Genomic DNA, 15384 nt, shown 5'->3' with positions numbered 1-15384 from the left:
TCGATTAGGTCGATGTCATCAGCTGTGCGTTCATGTCGCCGGGCGGTGACAGAGCAATTACTGTTGGAGCCCGGGATAGGCCCAAACACCTGATACGCGCATCAGGTCACGATAAATCACCAGCCGCTCGTCTGTCCCAACCTTTGCAGCCTCTTCCTCAGACGGCGCATCGAGTGCGTTGAGAGGTACGACAGTGGTTGGCAAATTGCGCTGTGTGAGAGCATCTTCCATGACCGTAAGCGCACGGCGCATGTGGCTTGAACTTGTCACCAAGATTACGGCATCGGCCTGGTGCCGCACCAGGAGATTGGCAGCGTTGAGGACATTGCCGATTGTATCCTTTGATTTGTCCTCGATGATGATGCGATCGCGGTTAACGCCCTTGTCGACAAGCCACTTAGACATGATATCTCCCTCAGTGACGCCATTCTTCGGCACCCCGCCGCTGACCATAATGAGCGCGTTGGGATTGGCCTGAGCGGCTTTCAACGTCACGTCGAGGCGATCAAGTAACGTTTGCTGCGCCGTGCCGTCGTCCGCCAAGGCATACCCGAGCGCGACCACCATGACCTTGCCGGGCAGGGTGGGTACGTCGAAATTAGGCTTTTCGGCCATGATCTGCTCTGCACGGGCAAATCGCTTGCGATAGATCTCCGCCTTGTCCCGATCGAGCCCGGCGAGAGCCTGATGAGCCAACGACATATTGGTCTTGTCCCCGCGGATCTGTGCAATCGCCTCTAGCCAGCTTTGGGCGTCAAAGGCCGTGGGATCCCTTTCCAGAATTCCCTGAAATGTCGTCTGTGCCTCGGCGAGTTTCTTTTGAATGATCTGGGTGGATGCGATTGCGTACTGAAAATCCAGTCGCTCCGGCGCTAACGTCGATGCCTCCTTGAAAGCCGCCTCCACAACATCGTATTTGCCGTGCAGTGTGATCCCCTTGAAGACCTCTGCTTCGGCCTTTTTGACGTCGCCGCCCGACCAGTAATACTGCATGCCCGTATCGACCAACTGTTTGATGCGGTCGGCATTCGCCTGATCATATGCACCGGCTGGCATTGCCAAAATAAAGCACGCCGTCGCCGCCAGAACGCCCATAATATAGCATCTCGCCCGACCGTTTCTCCGCGCGCGGGTCATGTTGCACAGGGGCACGGTCCCGGCAAAAAGGTATTTCGGCGTCATTTGACTTCTCCATGTATGTTGATTCGCTGTTCCAGCTCTCGCCTATCCGACACGCATCCTTCCGGCGGCTGCGGCAAGCGCTTCACCGTTCTAGGTCTTCGGATAGGTGACAATGATACAAAAAGAAACCACGTGTCCAGCCAATGTCGAGCAAGCCAGGTGCCTCTCGCCGGGGTGGTTAGGCTAAGCCTGGCAAGCTTGGCCACTCTTTGATTTTTCTTGCCACGCGACAGGAACTTTCAGAGAGCGACTTGGTTTCGTAGCCGAGGTCGCGGCGTGTCAATCTGGACTTGCTGCGGAAAAGTGGGATCTGCCAGCGCACCCAGCTTCTGCTGACCTGCCGCTGGTGTTACCCAGCAAAGGGCTCACTTTTCTCGTCAAAAGTATCGTTCAAGATTCGAGCGGATGCGATCCAGCACGGTGTGCCTGGAAAGGTCTGGCAAGAATTCGTTGCCAGTGATTGCCTCATAGGCCAGCGTGTAGACCCGCGAAGCTTGCTCGACGATCTCGTCGGGAATCGCCGGAATCGGTTCCTTGTAAGGATCGCACCGCGCCGAGACCCATGATCTTATAAAATCTTTATCGAAGCTTTCGGGCCGCTCGCCGCTCGCGAAGGCCTGTTCGTAGCTCGCTGCGCTCCAGTACCGGCTGCTGTCGGGTGTGTGGATTTCGTCGGCAAGAATGATGGTCCCGCTTTTATCACAGCCGAATTCGTATTTGGTGTCGGCGAGGATGAGGCCGCGTTCGGCGGCGCGCGCCTGGCCGCGGGCGAACAGTTGCAAGGCATAGCCCGATACGGTGTCCCACTGTGCTTTGGTGAGAAGCCCCTGTTCGATGATCCCGGTCTCGGACAACGGCTCATCATGACCACCGCTGAAAGCCTTGCTCGTCGGCGTAATGATCGCCTCGGGCAGTTTTTCATTGTCACGCAACCCGTCCGGCAGAACCATTCCGTACATGTCGCGATCACCATTCCTGTACTTGGTCAGAATAGAAGTGCTGGTGGTTCCCGCCAGATAGCCACGCACGACAATCTCGACTGGCAGGATGTCGAGCCGGGTGCCGACGACGACGTTTGGGTCGGGGTATTCAAGAACATGGTTCGGGCAAATATCGCCAGTCTCCTCGAACCAGTACCGCGCCGTTTGTGTGAGGATTTCTCCCTTGAACGGGACCGAGGTCAGGATGGTGTCGAACGCGCTGAGACGGTCAGTGGCGATGATGATGCGTCGCCCATCCGGCAAGTCGTAGTTTTCGCGTACTTTGCCCTTGTAGTGCTTGGGAAGTTCGGGAATGAAAGCGTCGGAAAGAACGCGCATAGGATTTTCTGCCTACCGGAGATCGGGTGATGCTATCGTATAGGCCCTCGACCTTGACCACATCAAGTAAGGTCTGGTCTGCGTAGGCCTTTTCCCAATGAAGGGCAGAAATGCCTTAACTGTTGAACGTCCCGTTTCGTCCAATCAAGGCCGACGACAAAGAGGAGAGCCAATTTATAACCGATCATCGGCGGGTTTGATCGCGCCGCTCACATTCAGGCGCCTGGTTGCCGGAAACGACGAGTTCAGCGTCACGTTCCATTTTCTTGAGGGAAAGCCGTGCAAAAAATCTTGGTAGGTATGTTCAAACGGGATCAGACATAAGAGCTTATGCTACCAGGAAATTCAGTCGGGCAGCCACATACAATCGACCCATTGCTGTTGATAGCGCTTTGCAAAATCCCTCATCTCGCGCGCATTGGCCTGCGGTGTCTGACAGGCGCGGGCACAGGCGGAGACGACATCCCGGTAAAAAGCCGGCGAAACCGGACGAATTCCCTCGTAGTTCATGATCAGGTCCGGAAGGCGTTCCGTGATTGCCTCGCCACGAGGCGCCATGACAAACGTCGGTGGTTTCCCGTAGGCATTGATCAATATATATCGCCAGCTCGGGTCAGATGAGCCCTGAGCGGGGACGAGTTCGCAAGGCCATGCATTCCCGCCATCGGAAATTTCGTCACAGACCGCCTCGAGTGCCTGAGCCTTCTGGGCTACCAGAACATATGGCCCAGCCGGAGTGTAACAGCCCATTCGTTCGTCATACTCGATGCCCAACAGGCGCTCCAGGCCGAGGCGCGCTGACCGATCCAGGGTGGAGCGTTTCGACATGAACCATTGGAGTTGCCGCAGGGTAATCCCGGCGGCGACAGCAATCTCCTTCGGCATATTGGGCCAGCAGGCTACCACGTTTTTGGTGATTTCAGCTGCATTGTCATACTCTTCGTAGGCTGGAATCTCATTATCGTCGGTTTCCTCCGATTGATCCTCTCCCAAAAGCAGCCAAGTCCTGCCGCTAACACCGTCATGATGGAAATAACGCGGCTGATCAGGTGGACGTGAGATCTCCCATGCTGACACCCAGGGACCGACTTTCCAATCCACTTCTTCGGGGGGAGTTGTTGCCGGCTGTCGCATCGGCAATTCCAACCAACGCTCGATGTTCTCCTCAAGTTTTCGATTGCTTCCGCGAAGACGACGACCCGCTCTCCAATCGTGATCCTCATGTGCATCGCGACAAAGGGCTTCGACGGATGCGATCAGAGATGAATCAATTGGGTCGTGCCTTTTTGACAACCATCGGGATGCATCCTGGGCCGAGCGCAACGATGCAGGCCCTGTTTTATCCTTGGCGTCCGCCACCTCAAGTCGAACGCCGAGATTGGCGATATCCGCTGCCAGCGCCGGATCGGCCTGCGTCACATAGCGGTTTATACGGAGGATATCTGGCAGGCCACGCAAACCCTCCGCGTTTCTCCACGCGGTCAGCAGCACTTCGCGAAATGTTCTTCGTTGGCCGATGGTGGAGAATGTCAGCCAGCGGATCGGCAGGCCAGCGACGGTGAGCCCATACAGTATGATAGGGCTCAGCCCATATCGTTCGGCGTCCGCTAGCCTTATGGGATCACGAACAGCCACAATGCCATGTTGAGGGTGGTGGAACAGGAATTTGGCGGTTGAGACGTAAAAATGATGTTCCCGGTTTGGCTGTTGCGCCTGATTGTCCATGGCTGCTCTCAAAATGATGAAATCATTATTCCGCATCCTATGGTTTCGACGTCGGGACCGAAAGTACTTCCTTGCTTGGAATAGCGCTTGTTCGCAGCTCCTTCGCCGAACGTTGCGAGGGAAAGGGCCCTGATCGGCACGTCGTTGCGCGCTCCGGGTCGATGCGGATTGTGTTCTCGATTACGCCGCAATCGGATTGAAATAGGATGCGCTCGCAATTCGGCTTCTTTGCATTCTGCTGTTCTGCCGGAGGAAAAACTCGACGAGGAATTACAATCCTCAGGACGAAAACTATCGTTGGGAAGCCGATCCTCCAGTCAAACATTTGACCGCGTTAGATCGTTTCAACGTAGGCGCAGTCGCCTATAGGCCTCGAAGAGGGCGGGGAGATCGGTTCCAGTCCATGATCGTCTTGCGGGAATGGGAGCTTTTTGGTGTTTCTCCATGAAACCCACAAAACCAGCGATCAATTCGTCGTGGCCGCCCGCCGTCAGAATGCTGGCGCGCATGCATGACCGCCGCGGTCGTGTCGGCGGCCGCCCAAATTGCCGATTTGTCGGCGAGCAATTCAAAGCAGCGAATGCGCGCCGAGGTGGAGAGGCCTGTGAGAATATTCGTAGAAGGGGCGCGGGCCACGGCTGGCGCGCGCAGCAGGCGCGAAATCAGATCGGTGATCGTCGGCGAGCCCTTGGCCAGCTCCACCCGGCAGATATCCGCGACCGCCTGTTCCAGCCGCCGAGCCGCTGCCTTGACAGAGACCTTTGCCGCTTTACGCAAATCGAAGCCGCATCGCGCACAGAAATGCTGGGGAACAAGTTCTCTCTGGTCGAAGGCGACGATCCCGCTACGGCAGGCCGGGCAGCGATCCCGCAGACCGCAACGATGCACGAAGCATGAAATCCGTGGCGCCAGCCGCCATTGCCGCCGAAAATACGGCGCCTCGTCGGCAGCAAGGCACAGAGGGCAATATTGCATCCAGGTCGAACGGCCCCGATGGGCATTCTGGCGCAGCGGCAGCACGAGCGGCGTTAACGCCCAGCCCGTCAGCGCCATCGCTGCGATTTTGCCAGCCGGGAGGTCCGTTTGATTGCCGAGCAGCATGGCGAGAGGGTGCGGAAGCCGCAGGTCGAGACGAGGCGACCACATCCCGGTATTCAGCCCGAGGACACTGGCGAACGGCTGCGGCGCGATGCCATTGGCGAGCGCAAGGCGATGGATCCAGCTCGACAGGAGTTCATCTGGTAGGGGATCAACGGCAACGGGCCAGCGGTCGCGAGCCACGTCCTCGTAACGAGCACGGATTTCGATGGCGAAACTTGCGCCATTCGCCTCGCCGTTCATAACAGGTCGTCGCGCACCGACGCTCGGCGGCGTTTCGAAAGCGGAATATAGTGCAGTTTATTGAGAGCGGATTTCGTAATTCTCTCTGTACCGGATCTGACCGTGGTGACTGCTGCCGCCGTGACGATTGCCACGATCTCGCCTATCAGCCCTTCGGAGAGCTGGAATATCGTTCGCGCCATCGGCTCTTCTGAGAGATTGGAAGCGTGGGCAAGAGGCAAGGCGGCCTCGAGGCTGTCTAGGAGCGCTAGGAATTCCTCGTCATACTGCCATCGCGGCACCGCGTGCAGATCAAACCGGCTCGCCATTTCGGCGGTCTCATTGATGAAATCATAAACAGCAACTTCGCCGATCAGAACCGGTGAGATGTCGAACTGGCGACCGATCCGTCTCAAAAAAGCAAGGACCGCCTCCACGTCCCGGGTGCGGCCGCGCAACGCATTATGGAATTCGTCGAAGATCAGAATTCTTGGTTTCAGGTTGTCGAGCAGTGGTCGATCTGCTCGGCTTTGCGGCTGACATTCCGACCGGGGCTCGTCGGGGCGTGCAGGGCCTGAAGGATACTTCCGTAAAAGTGTGCAAGGCCGGCGCCCTCCCGCGTCTGCACGATCCAGACGCGCTGCTGTTGGCCAGTTTTCAGATGTGCGACGGCGAACCGTTCCACGATCATCGTCTTGCCGTTGGAATAAGGCCCGACCAGCACCAGGCCCCTGGGCCGTAACGCTGGCGGCCGGGTTAGCAACCCGGCGAGCCGGTCATGCGCCCGTACCGCCACCTGATGTCCGATCCATCGCGGTGCCTGGATGTGGGCGATCCGCTCCTCCATGCTGCGGTCGAGATATGGGCGAACATGATCGAGCAGATGGTCCGCCACGTCACCAATCCTCAACCGGCAGATGACGCTTGGGACGTACGGGGTGTTCGGCAGGCGGTAACGTCGCCGGGCGCATGGAGTCATAGGGCTTGGGCGCCTTTGCCGCATGGGTTTTGCGCGCAGCATTCCGCAGTTCGGTTTTCGACGGCTTGCGATCGCTGGCGATTTCCGCAATCTGTCGGCGGAGCGCGACCTTCTCGACGTTCGATCGCATATTCTCCGCGCGTCGATGCGTGCGGTCAGCTTCGTGCTCCCACAGCGTAACCGGCGCAAGCATTCCATCGCGTCGTTCTACTGACCGAAACTTATTCGTCTCCGGATCCCGGACGTAGACATGGCTGATGTCGCGGGGATCGTAACGCACCTCGAGTTTACCCAGCCGGTCGCGCTGCCGAACCAGACTGCCGAGCCATGGTGAATAGTAGTCGTGCGCGAACATGCTGACGCCTTGCGGCGAAATACGCCTCTCTTTCCTCGGCATAAATGCCAGCAGAACCCGCATCGGATCATCGTCGAAGCTGGCAAGACTGTCCGCATGCCGCTCCCATTCTTTGGCTGACACCTTCAGGGTCTTTGCGTTCTCCTGGAGGTTATGGTCAATCACCGCCAGTGTGACGCATCGCTCCAGATCGGAAAAGCTAAGGCGGGCGCGCCGCTCTGCGGGATATCCGTCGCGATCCGCCACGGATCGACCGGTCGAACCAGGCTGGGTTGCAAGAACAGCGTTGAGCTTCCCGAGCAGCCTCTCGACCACACCGCCGTGATGCACTCGGCCACGGTCCCGGTAGCGGATGCGGATGTTATAGTCATCGCAGCCGGCCTGAAACGCTTGTCCTTTGAACTCCTTGGCGGAATCGGTGACCAGTGCTCGCGGCCGACCGAACATCGGCCAGTTGTGCTTGATTCCGCGCGCAGCCAGCCATGTCTCTTTTGGACACATCGCCTGTGCCAGGCAAAGCGCGACCGACAGCACGGATGGCTTTTCAAGCGTGAGGCAGAAGCCAAGAATGCAGCGCGTCGCCACGTCGGTGAGAAGCGTCAGATATGCCCTGCCGATGAATTTTCCACCGTCCTCGATGACCTCGACGAAGTTGATGTCGGTGGGGGTGTGATCGATCTGGCAGACATCCAGCGGGTGCGCTGCGTGGATGTATCTCGGTCGCGGCTTGAGCCTTTGAAGATGTGCGGGATTGGCTGATCGCTTTTTCGCAATCTCCTCGGGGGTAAATAATGTGGGTATACGGCGGGCGATGGAGGTATAAGTTGGAATGGCCAGGCCGGCCTCCTCGCAACGAGCCCGGATCTCGGCTACCACGGGAGCGAGCGGCGTTGGTTCCAGAACGAGCCACTTCTCCCGCAGCGTTTTCGCGATAATCTCCTCGATCTCCTTGCTGAAGCGTTTCTTACGAACCTTTCGGAGCCGGGGCAGCAGCGATGTCACGGTGCGATCGACACGGTAGCGCTTCAGCAGATTGTAAAGCTGCCGGGTCGTAAGGCGTAGCTCGGCGGCCGCCCGATCAATGGCTACTAATCGTGAGCCGGAACCGTCGAGTACTTTGTCCAATTCTCGAGCAACACGCCGCGCCACCGACCATGTGTCATCGGCGTGTGAGGAAACGGGAGCTGTTTTTTGCGATCGATTCTGCACAGTGAGCGGCGATTGAAATCGTTGGCGAAAATCCCTGCCGTTTTTGGCACCATAACCTAACCGCCATATGACAATTTTGCTGTTTGAAATCGTTAAGTAAAAATGGAAGCGGGGTTGAAATCGTTAGCAAAAAACTTCCCGCTTTTCAGCGCGCAAACCACGGTTCTATAAAGGATTTTGCCATTTGAAATGTTAAGTAAAAGCGACAAAGGCACGGATTTTTACCTTGCGATTGCAATCGCGGCTCATGCATACGGTGGCATGCAGCAGCGGTCCGGTGCAGGGTGACGGCCGATTTCGCCCGCTGAAGCCGCATGAGATGGCGGAGCCACCCGAAAACACCCAGTCGACCGACGAATTGCAATTCTATGTGCAAGGAAGTGTGAGTTGAAATCGTTAGTGCAAAATCCGCGCCTTTCAGCGCGCTAAACCTCGGCGCAGTATGCATTTTTGCGATTTGAAATTGTTAAGCAAAAAAACGACAGCCACACTTTTTACTTTAGGCTTTCAAAGCGGACTTTTTGGAGCGCCGGGTTCACGGCTGATTATAAAGGAAGCTAAATGGTAACGCGGTATGGCGAAGATGCAGTGAGATCCATTCCCTGGGCCGATATCGCCAGCCCACTCGTCGCCGCGGAGGAGGCCGTCGCCCGGCTTGACGAGCGCCTCGCGCGTTCGCCGGTGCGCAGCGGTCTCATCGAGAGGTTTCATTTTCATGATGCCGTCGCGGCGCTGTGGCTGGAAGGGGAACTCGTCCAGCTTGAGGACTTGGTGCTGCACGACGCGCACATGGATATCCGCACCCCGACGCATGAGCTGACCCGCGCCCATGCGGTGCTGCGCGCTAGGCGGCAGATTTCTACTCGCAGGCCGGATTGGGCGCTTGGCCGGAAAGGGGTGCGGCAATTGAGCGGCGGCGGGGCGCTGGATGTCACAATGGGAGGCGGTGAGGAAGGGGAGGGGGCCGTAGGCGTTGCTGCCGGGCTGGACGCCGCCGCGCTTGACACGGAAGACAAGCTCGCAGCGGAGTTCGCTGCAATCGACGCGGTGCTGGCGCGGGCCAGCGCGGTGCTTGATGGCGCGACGGTTGCACGTCCGACCGCGCCGTTGCCGCGCGACCCGCTGATCTTCGACCCGGAATGGGACGAGGCGGCGCGGCTTGACGACTGGCGTGCCGTCCTCGACCGCAGCGCCGACCTTCCGCCGGTTCTTGCCGCCGCCATCCTCTGGGATGTTTGGGAGGAAATCGGCCCACTGCAGCGCCGGGGCTGGCTCGGCACGCTGCTGATCGAAGCGCTGTTACGCCAGCGCGGCAAAACAAAAACCCACCTCTTGGCCCTCAATAGCGGTCTGCGCGCCATCGCCCGCGACCGCCGCCGCCATCGCGACCGCACCACGCGGCTGAAGGCGTTTCTAGCGGCGGTATCGGAAGCTGCTGCGCTCGGCCTGAAAGAGCACGACCGCCTAACGTTGGCGCACGAGCAGATGCAACGTCGGACAGGTAACCGGCGGCAAAACTCCCGGCTTCCGCAGTTCGTCGATTTCGTACTGGCCAGGCCGCTGGTGTCGAGTGCGATGATTGAAAAGGAACTGGAGATATCGACCCGAGGCGCGCTCAACCTTGTCGGTGAACTCGGCCTCAGGGAGATCACTGGCCGCGGGCGCTATCGCGCCTGGGCCATTATGTAAGCGGACGCCCGTGTTTGAACCGGGTGCGTTCGCTCGATTAACAAATCTTGCTCGAACGCGCGATGGCGTTGAGCACGTTCATGGCCATCATGCCAGCCGAGTTGTTGAGGTCGCGTCGCCGGCACGATCCGCTGATGTTCGCGGTATCAACCCTGAAAATACTTTATGCCGAAGGGCGGCGCGTTCTGCTCGATCAAACTGATCCTCCAGGGTGGAAAGTCTGATCGTCGGCTTTACGCGACCTTCATCATTCTCTCTTGAATAGTTTTTCCAGGAATGTTGCGAGCGACATACGCCATACGTCCATTTCGTGGTGGAGGTCTTTGTATTCCATGTAGTCGTGGGCGATCTTTTTTTCGTCCAGGATTGCCTTGAGGCCGGCGATGTCCTTACCTGTGATCTCGTCCTTGGTGCCGACGGTGACGGTGAAGTTGCGCAGTGTCCTGTTGATCTTCTCTGGGTCGTTCAGCGCCGCCTCGACGGCCTTGTCCGGTACGGTGGTCGTGGAGACGCCGCTGAAGGTGGCGATCCAGCCGAAGGTGCCCAGATGGGCAAGTCCCGAGACGAGGGCTTGGTAGCCGCCTTGCGAGAGGCCGGCGACGGCGCGTCCGTCTGCGTCGTCACGCACGCGGTAGTGCTGCCTCATGTACGGAATGAGGTCTTCCACCAATTCCCGGTCCACCGCGCCGGCATTCAGCGGGTAGAAGGTCTTGCGGCGGTCGGCTCCGGGGAAGTCTTCCGGGATGGCTTCTGGAATGTCGGCCTCGGTATCGGGAATGACGACGATCATCGGCTCGATCTTCTTTTCCGCCAGCAGATTGTCGAGGATCTGCGGCGCACGGCCCTGTGTAACCCATGAGGCGACCGTGTCACCGAAGCCGTGGTAGAGATAAAGCACGGGCAACGGTTCAGATGAGCTGGTATATCCCGGCGGAGTGTAGACATAGGTCTGGCGCTGCGATTTCAGGGCCTTGGACGGTATCGTCACGAGACGAAGTTCACCATGCGGCACATCGCGAATATCGAGAATGCCGCCCGGCACCAGAATGAGGCTCGTATTCACCTGTCGCTGCGGCTTGGGGGAATTGGTGCCGGTATCGATACTGCGGAAGCCATCGATGTTGAAATAATATTCATAGAGATTGGGCTTCAGCGCCTCACTTTTCACGCTCCACAGCCCATTCTCCCCCTTCTTCATCTCCAGCGGCGCGCGCTGTCCCAGAACCACCGATACCGCCTTGGCGGAGGGCGCGAAGAGGCGGAAGGTGATCGAGCCGTCCTTTTCGACGGAGGTGACGAATTCCCTCAAAGGGCGGTCGGCGGGGGGCGTCGCGGGCGGGTCTATGGCCATGGCGGGTCCGCTCCCAATACAGCTGGCGATAAGGATGCAAGGCAGAAATAAACGCATGAAAATCTCCTCCAGATCAAATGTCCCCCACCGAGACTGGCAGAGGTATCTGGCCTTATCAAGTGCTCGGTAGTTTAAGCCGCGCCTGCGCAGTCTCGAATCCCGATGTCGTTTGGCATTTATTCGTAAGAATGCGTCCGTTCCGGTTGGTGATGGCACCTAATTTGAGATTATTCGGTGCGATTTTCCCGCGCCTGACGCCTTCCGATTCGGCAATAACGTTCTGTAGTATAAGGCATTTGCCGACGGAAGCGTGGCCATAGACAGCCATCTTTTCCGCGGCGGCGAATCTCACATTAAGTGCCAATAATCGAAGCCAGAATCTCGAATTAAATGCCAAGTCTCAAATTAAGTGCTCGGCTATCTTGTTGAAACTGTTGGGAGTAGAGTCTTACGATTAAATGCAAAACGACACTTCTTTCGCGGCTCCGCGCAGGAAGAAAGGCCCAACCTCCAGATCTATTTCAACCCTTTGTCGTACCGCATCCCGGCGGATCCCCGCGCTGGCCTGAAGCCTGAGCCCTATTCCGGTTTTTTGCTGGCGTTCAACGCCTGCCGTCCGACCAGTCGCGGAACAGTGCAGATCGTATCGCCGGATGCCGTCCAAGCGCCCCGGATCAACCCAAATTACCTCAGCACTGTCCATGACGAGGCGGAGGCGATTCAGGCGAGCCAACTGGTCCGCAGGATCATGTCCACGGCGGCGTTGCGAGCTATTACCGAATGTGAAATGCCACCTTCGGCGGGCGCGTCAAGTGATGAAGAACTGCTCGATTACTTCCGGCAGAACAGCGGCTCGATCTATCATCTCTGCGGCACGGCGGCGATGGGATCGGACGCCCGGACCGCCGTCGTGGACAAATCGTTGAAAGTCCATGGCGTGGCCGGTCTCCGCGTCATCGATGCCTCAATCTTTCCCAACATAACTGCCGGAAACATCAATGCCCCGACGATGATGGTCGCGGAAAAGGGCGCGGCCATGATTATGGATGAAGAGCGGAAGGTATAGTGGGGAGGGGGTAGGTTTTAAAAAAGGGTTCAAGGGGCGGATGATCCGCTCCCTTGAACCTGATAGATGCCGCGCGCCTCAGACCGGTGCGGTGATCTTCAGTCTTTTCTTTGCACGTCTGGCCAGGATTATCGGAAGAACGGCCATTCCAGCGGCAAGCACCCATAGTACCAGGGAAATTTTGCTCTGAAACAGAATGGAGACGTCTCCGCCGCTGATCGCCAGCGCATTGCGCAGATTGATTTCCATGACGTGACCAAGGACGAAGCCGAGGATGATCGGTGCCATATCGAAGCCGAGCTTGCGCAACAGCCAGCCTACCATGCCGATCGACAACATCAGCAAGACAGAAAAGCTGGATGCATGGGTCGAATAGACGCCGACGATCGACAAGACCAGAATGCCGGGAACGAGGAGCCAGTTGGGAACCGTCAGCACCCGGGCGAACAGATTGACGAGCGGCAGGTTGAGGATCAAGAGCAGGATATTGCCGATGAAAAGCGAGGCGACGAGGCCGCCGACGATTTCCGGGCGCTCGGTAAGCAGCATGGGGCCAGGCTGGATATTGTACAGCATCAGCGCGCCAAGCATGACTGCGGTAGTACCGGAGCCTGGTACGCCAAGCGTCAGCATCGGCACAAACGCGCCGCAGGCGGTGGCATTGTTCGCCGCTTCCGGCGCGACAAGGCCCCGCATGTCGCCCTTGCCGAACGTGCCCTCCGTATCGGACAGGCGCTTGGCGGTCGTATAGGCGATCGCACTCGAAACCGATGCGCCGGTTCCCGGGAGGACGCCGACGACAAAGCCTATGATGGAACTGCGCAAGGCGGTGCCAACGGATTTGCGGACATCGTCAGCCCGCACGATCATCCGCCCGAGTTGCTTGATGACGGTAAAGCCTGAAGCCTGGTTTTCAAGGATGAGAAGCGCTTCCGAGATCGAGAACAGCCCGATCACCAGAACCACGAATTCAATGCCGTCACCCAGTTCCGGCTCATTGAAGGTAAAGCGGTACGCGCCGGAAGTGGCGTCGAGACCGACAGTGGCGAGCATCAGCCCGAGCGTGCAGCCGATCAGCGTTTTCACCGGCTGGCTACCCACCATCGAACCGAGCGTGGCAAAGGCGAAAACCATGAGCACGAAATATTCAGCCGGTCCGAAGCCGATCGCAAGACTGGCAAGCACTGGCGCAAACAGCGCCAGCCCGGTCGCACCGATCATTCCCCCCACGAAGGATGAAAGCCCGCTCAGCATCAAAGCCTCGCCGGCACGGCCCTGACGCGCAAGCGGATAGCCGTCGAGAGCGCTCATCACGGCGCCGGCATCTCCCGGCACGTTGAGCAGAATGGATGAAATCCGGCCGCCATATTCGGCACCGCAATAGATCGAAGCCAGCAGGATCATCGTGCTTTCGGCCGGCAGGCCCATCGTGTAGGCGATCGGCAAAAGCAGCGCGATACCATTGATGGGACCGATCGCCGGCAATGCTCCGACCATTGTGCCGATGAAACAGCCGATGAAGCCGATCGCCAGGTTCTGAAATGTGAGGGCAACAGCAAAGCCGCCCCAGAGATATTCAAGGTTCATGAAATTATCCTCGGTCAGTTTTCTGCCTGCCGCTCAGCCGAAAAGCGCGCCTTTCGGCAAATAAACGTCTAGAAGAAAAGAGAAGACGAACCACCACAGCAAGGCGTGCCCGGCTGCGCCGATCAATGCCTTGTGCAAAGGTGCTCCAAAAATCCATCCGATTCCCGCGGTGAGCACAAAGATCGACATTGCAAACCCAAGTGGCTCCAGAAGAAGCACGGCAACAACGATAAGCGCCGGTACAGCCAGGGTTTTGAGCAAAAGCGAACCGGTTGGAAACGGCTCCGTCAGACCGGGCTTTCGGAAATGGAACAGACACAGCACCCCAAGAATGATCGCCAGCATCACCGGTATGATGCGCGGCCCCAGCGGATCGGAGGCAAAGGCATATTCAATCCTGCCGCCGCCGATGCCATAGGCGATCGCCAGCAGCAGAAGACAGGCGCCCCCTATCCTGCCGGCGCGGGAAGCGTTTTTTATTTTGTCCGTCATCGATTTCTCCGTCATTCGCGCAGCCAGGACGAGGTGGTCCGCCGATACCCGGCAGACCCACTTTGTTACTTCACTTGCATGCCGGATTCCTTGGCGAGTATCTTGAAGCGGGTGACGTCAGTCTTCACCTGATCTTCAAAATCCTTGCCGATGAGGGTGAATTCGAAAAGACCGCGCGCTTCGCGTTCTTTCTTGAACTCTGGCGTTTCGGCCAGCTTCTTGAAACTGTCGGCCCACCAATCATAGTCTGCATCGGACACGTCCTTGCCGACATAATAGCCACGCCATACCGGCCAATCGATATCGATGCCCTGCTCCTTGGCCGTGGGCACGGCGGCCAGTTCACCGGGCAGGCGTTCCCTCGACATGACGGCAAGGATGCGGACCTTGCCGGCAACATGATGCTTCGCCATTTCGCCGGCATCGCCTGCGCCGACCTTGACATGACCGCCTTCCAGTGCGGTCAGCACCGCGCCGCCGCCCTCGAGCGCGACATAGCGCATCGACTTCGGATCCTGGTCTGCAGCCTTTGCAAGGATCGCGCCTTTCATCCAGTCCTGCGACCCGACGGCGCCGCCGCCGGCGATGGCGAAGCTTGAAGGATCGGCCTTATAAGCTTCGATGAGTTCACCAAGCGTCTTGATGGAGGAATCGGCGGCAACGACCAGCACGCCATAATCGGTGCCAAGTGCACCGAGCCACCGTACGGCGGTTTCGTCATACTTGCCGAATTTGCCCTGGGCGATCAGCAGCGCCGACCCAGCGGAAGCGGCGGTGATGAGATTGCCATCGGAGCCACGCTTGCCTATCACGTGGTTGTAGGCCACGGCGCCAACGCCACCTTCCATATAGGTGACGGCCATCGGCTTGCTGATCATCTTGGCTTCGAGCAACGCATTGGCCGCGAGACGACAGGTCAGGTCGAAGCCGCCGCCGGGCTTTGCCCCGGCAAGGCATTCCGGCTTGGCTGGTTCAGCCAATGCGCTTCCGGTCGCCAATGACGCAAATATGACGCCGGCGACAAGGGCTCCAGTCTTCATTCTTTTCACGATCTTCTCCCACTTTAGATTTTTCCATCGACCCGCAGCGGCGTGCATGACCAAGCATCGG

11 protein-coding genes and 1 pseudogene are annotated in these 15384 nt (G+C 58.3%); 2 read left to right on the top strand and 10 right to left on the bottom strand.

Annotation, left to right across the window (positions count from 1 at the left end):
• Positions 1-57: 57 nt before the first annotated feature.
• From IEX53_RS11835 to IEX53_RS11810, 6 genes and pseudogenes are all read right to left on the bottom strand, one after another.
• The gene (locus IEX53_RS11835) at positions 58-1182 is read right to left on the bottom strand and encodes a YdcF family protein (RefSeq protein ID WP_236016161.1); all 1125 of its coding nucleotides are present in this window, start codon (positions 1180-1182) and stop codon (positions 58-60) included.
• 377 nt (positions 1183-1559) lie between these two features.
• On the bottom strand, positions 1560-2501 hold the full coding sequence (locus tag IEX53_RS11830; RefSeq protein WP_188824365.1) for a phosphoribosylaminoimidazolesuccinocarboxamide synthase: 942 nt from the start codon (positions 2499-2501) through the stop codon (positions 1560-1562).
• A gap of 345 nt (positions 2502-2846) precedes the next feature.
• Complete coding sequence (locus tag IEX53_RS11825; protein WP_188824364.1) at positions 2847-4226, bottom strand: hypothetical protein; 1380 nt, start codon at positions 4224-4226, stop codon at positions 2847-2849.
• 363 nt (positions 4227-4589) lie between these two features.
• Entirely contained in the window at positions 4590-5567 is a 978-nt protein-coding gene (locus tag IEX53_RS11820; RefSeq protein WP_236016160.1) for a TniQ family protein, read from the bottom strand.
• Positions 5564-6393 (bottom strand): annotated as a pseudogene (locus IEX53_RS11815) (TniB family NTP-binding protein). The gene IEX53_RS11820 and the pseudogene IEX53_RS11815 overlap by 4 nt, the downstream one beginning before the upstream one ends.
• Before the next feature lie 49 nt (positions 6394-6442).
• Complete coding sequence (locus IEX53_RS11810) at positions 6443-8089, bottom strand: TnsB C-terminal domain-containing protein (protein ID WP_188824363.1); 1647 nt, start codon at positions 8087-8089, stop codon at positions 6443-6445.
• A gap of 561 nt (positions 8090-8650) precedes the next feature.
• On the opposite strand from IEX53_RS11810, the gene IEX53_RS11805 reads away from it, so the two are divergent.
• On the top strand, positions 8651-9778 hold the full coding sequence (locus tag IEX53_RS11805) for an RHE_PE00001 family protein (protein ID WP_188824362.1): 1128 nt from the start codon (positions 8651-8653) through the stop codon (positions 9776-9778).
• A 247-nt stretch (positions 9779-10025) separates the two neighbouring features.
• On the opposite strand, the gene IEX53_RS11800 is transcribed toward IEX53_RS11805, so the two are convergent.
• Positions 10026-11129 (bottom strand): esterase, encoded by a 1104-nt coding sequence (locus IEX53_RS11800; RefSeq protein ID WP_236016159.1) that lies wholly within the window; start codon positions 11127-11129, stop codon positions 10026-10028.
• A 409-nt stretch (positions 11130-11538) separates the two neighbouring features.
• Here IEX53_RS11800 and IEX53_RS11795 point away from each other — a divergent pair, with 409 nt between their 5' ends.
• Entirely contained in the window at positions 11539-12195 is a 657-nt protein-coding gene (locus IEX53_RS11795; protein WP_188824360.1) for a GMC family oxidoreductase, read from the top strand.
• A 78-nt stretch (positions 12196-12273) separates the two neighbouring features.
• Here IEX53_RS11795 and IEX53_RS11790 read toward each other — a convergent pair whose 3' ends face one another.
• The 3 genes from IEX53_RS11790 to IEX53_RS11780 all read right to left on the bottom strand — a co-directional run bounded on the left by IEX53_RS11790 (position 12274) and on the right by IEX53_RS11780 (position 15314).
• Positions 12274-13782: a tripartite tricarboxylate transporter permease gene (locus IEX53_RS11790; RefSeq protein WP_188824359.1), complete on the bottom strand. Its 1509-nt coding sequence runs from the start codon at positions 13780-13782 to the stop codon at positions 12274-12276.
• 33 nt (positions 13783-13815) lie between these two features.
• Positions 13816-14274, bottom strand: a complete 459-nt coding sequence (locus tag IEX53_RS11785; RefSeq protein ID WP_188824358.1) for a tripartite tricarboxylate transporter TctB family protein — start codon at positions 14272-14274, stop codon at positions 13816-13818.
• Positions 14275-14339: 65 nt separating this feature from the next.
• Positions 14340-15314: a Bug family tripartite tricarboxylate transporter substrate binding protein gene (locus IEX53_RS11780; protein ID WP_188824451.1), complete on the bottom strand. Its 975-nt coding sequence runs from the start codon at positions 15312-15314 to the stop codon at positions 14340-14342.
• Positions 15315-15384 lie beyond the last annotated feature (70 nt).

It is taken from the genome of Paramesorhizobium endophyticum (assembly GCF_014640615.1).
Lineage (GTDB): Bacteria > Pseudomonadota > Alphaproteobacteria > Rhizobiales > Rhizobiaceae > Paramesorhizobium > Paramesorhizobium endophyticum.
Note: the sequence above shows the minus strand (reverse complement) of the source record. Positions and strands in the feature narration are given on the sequence as shown.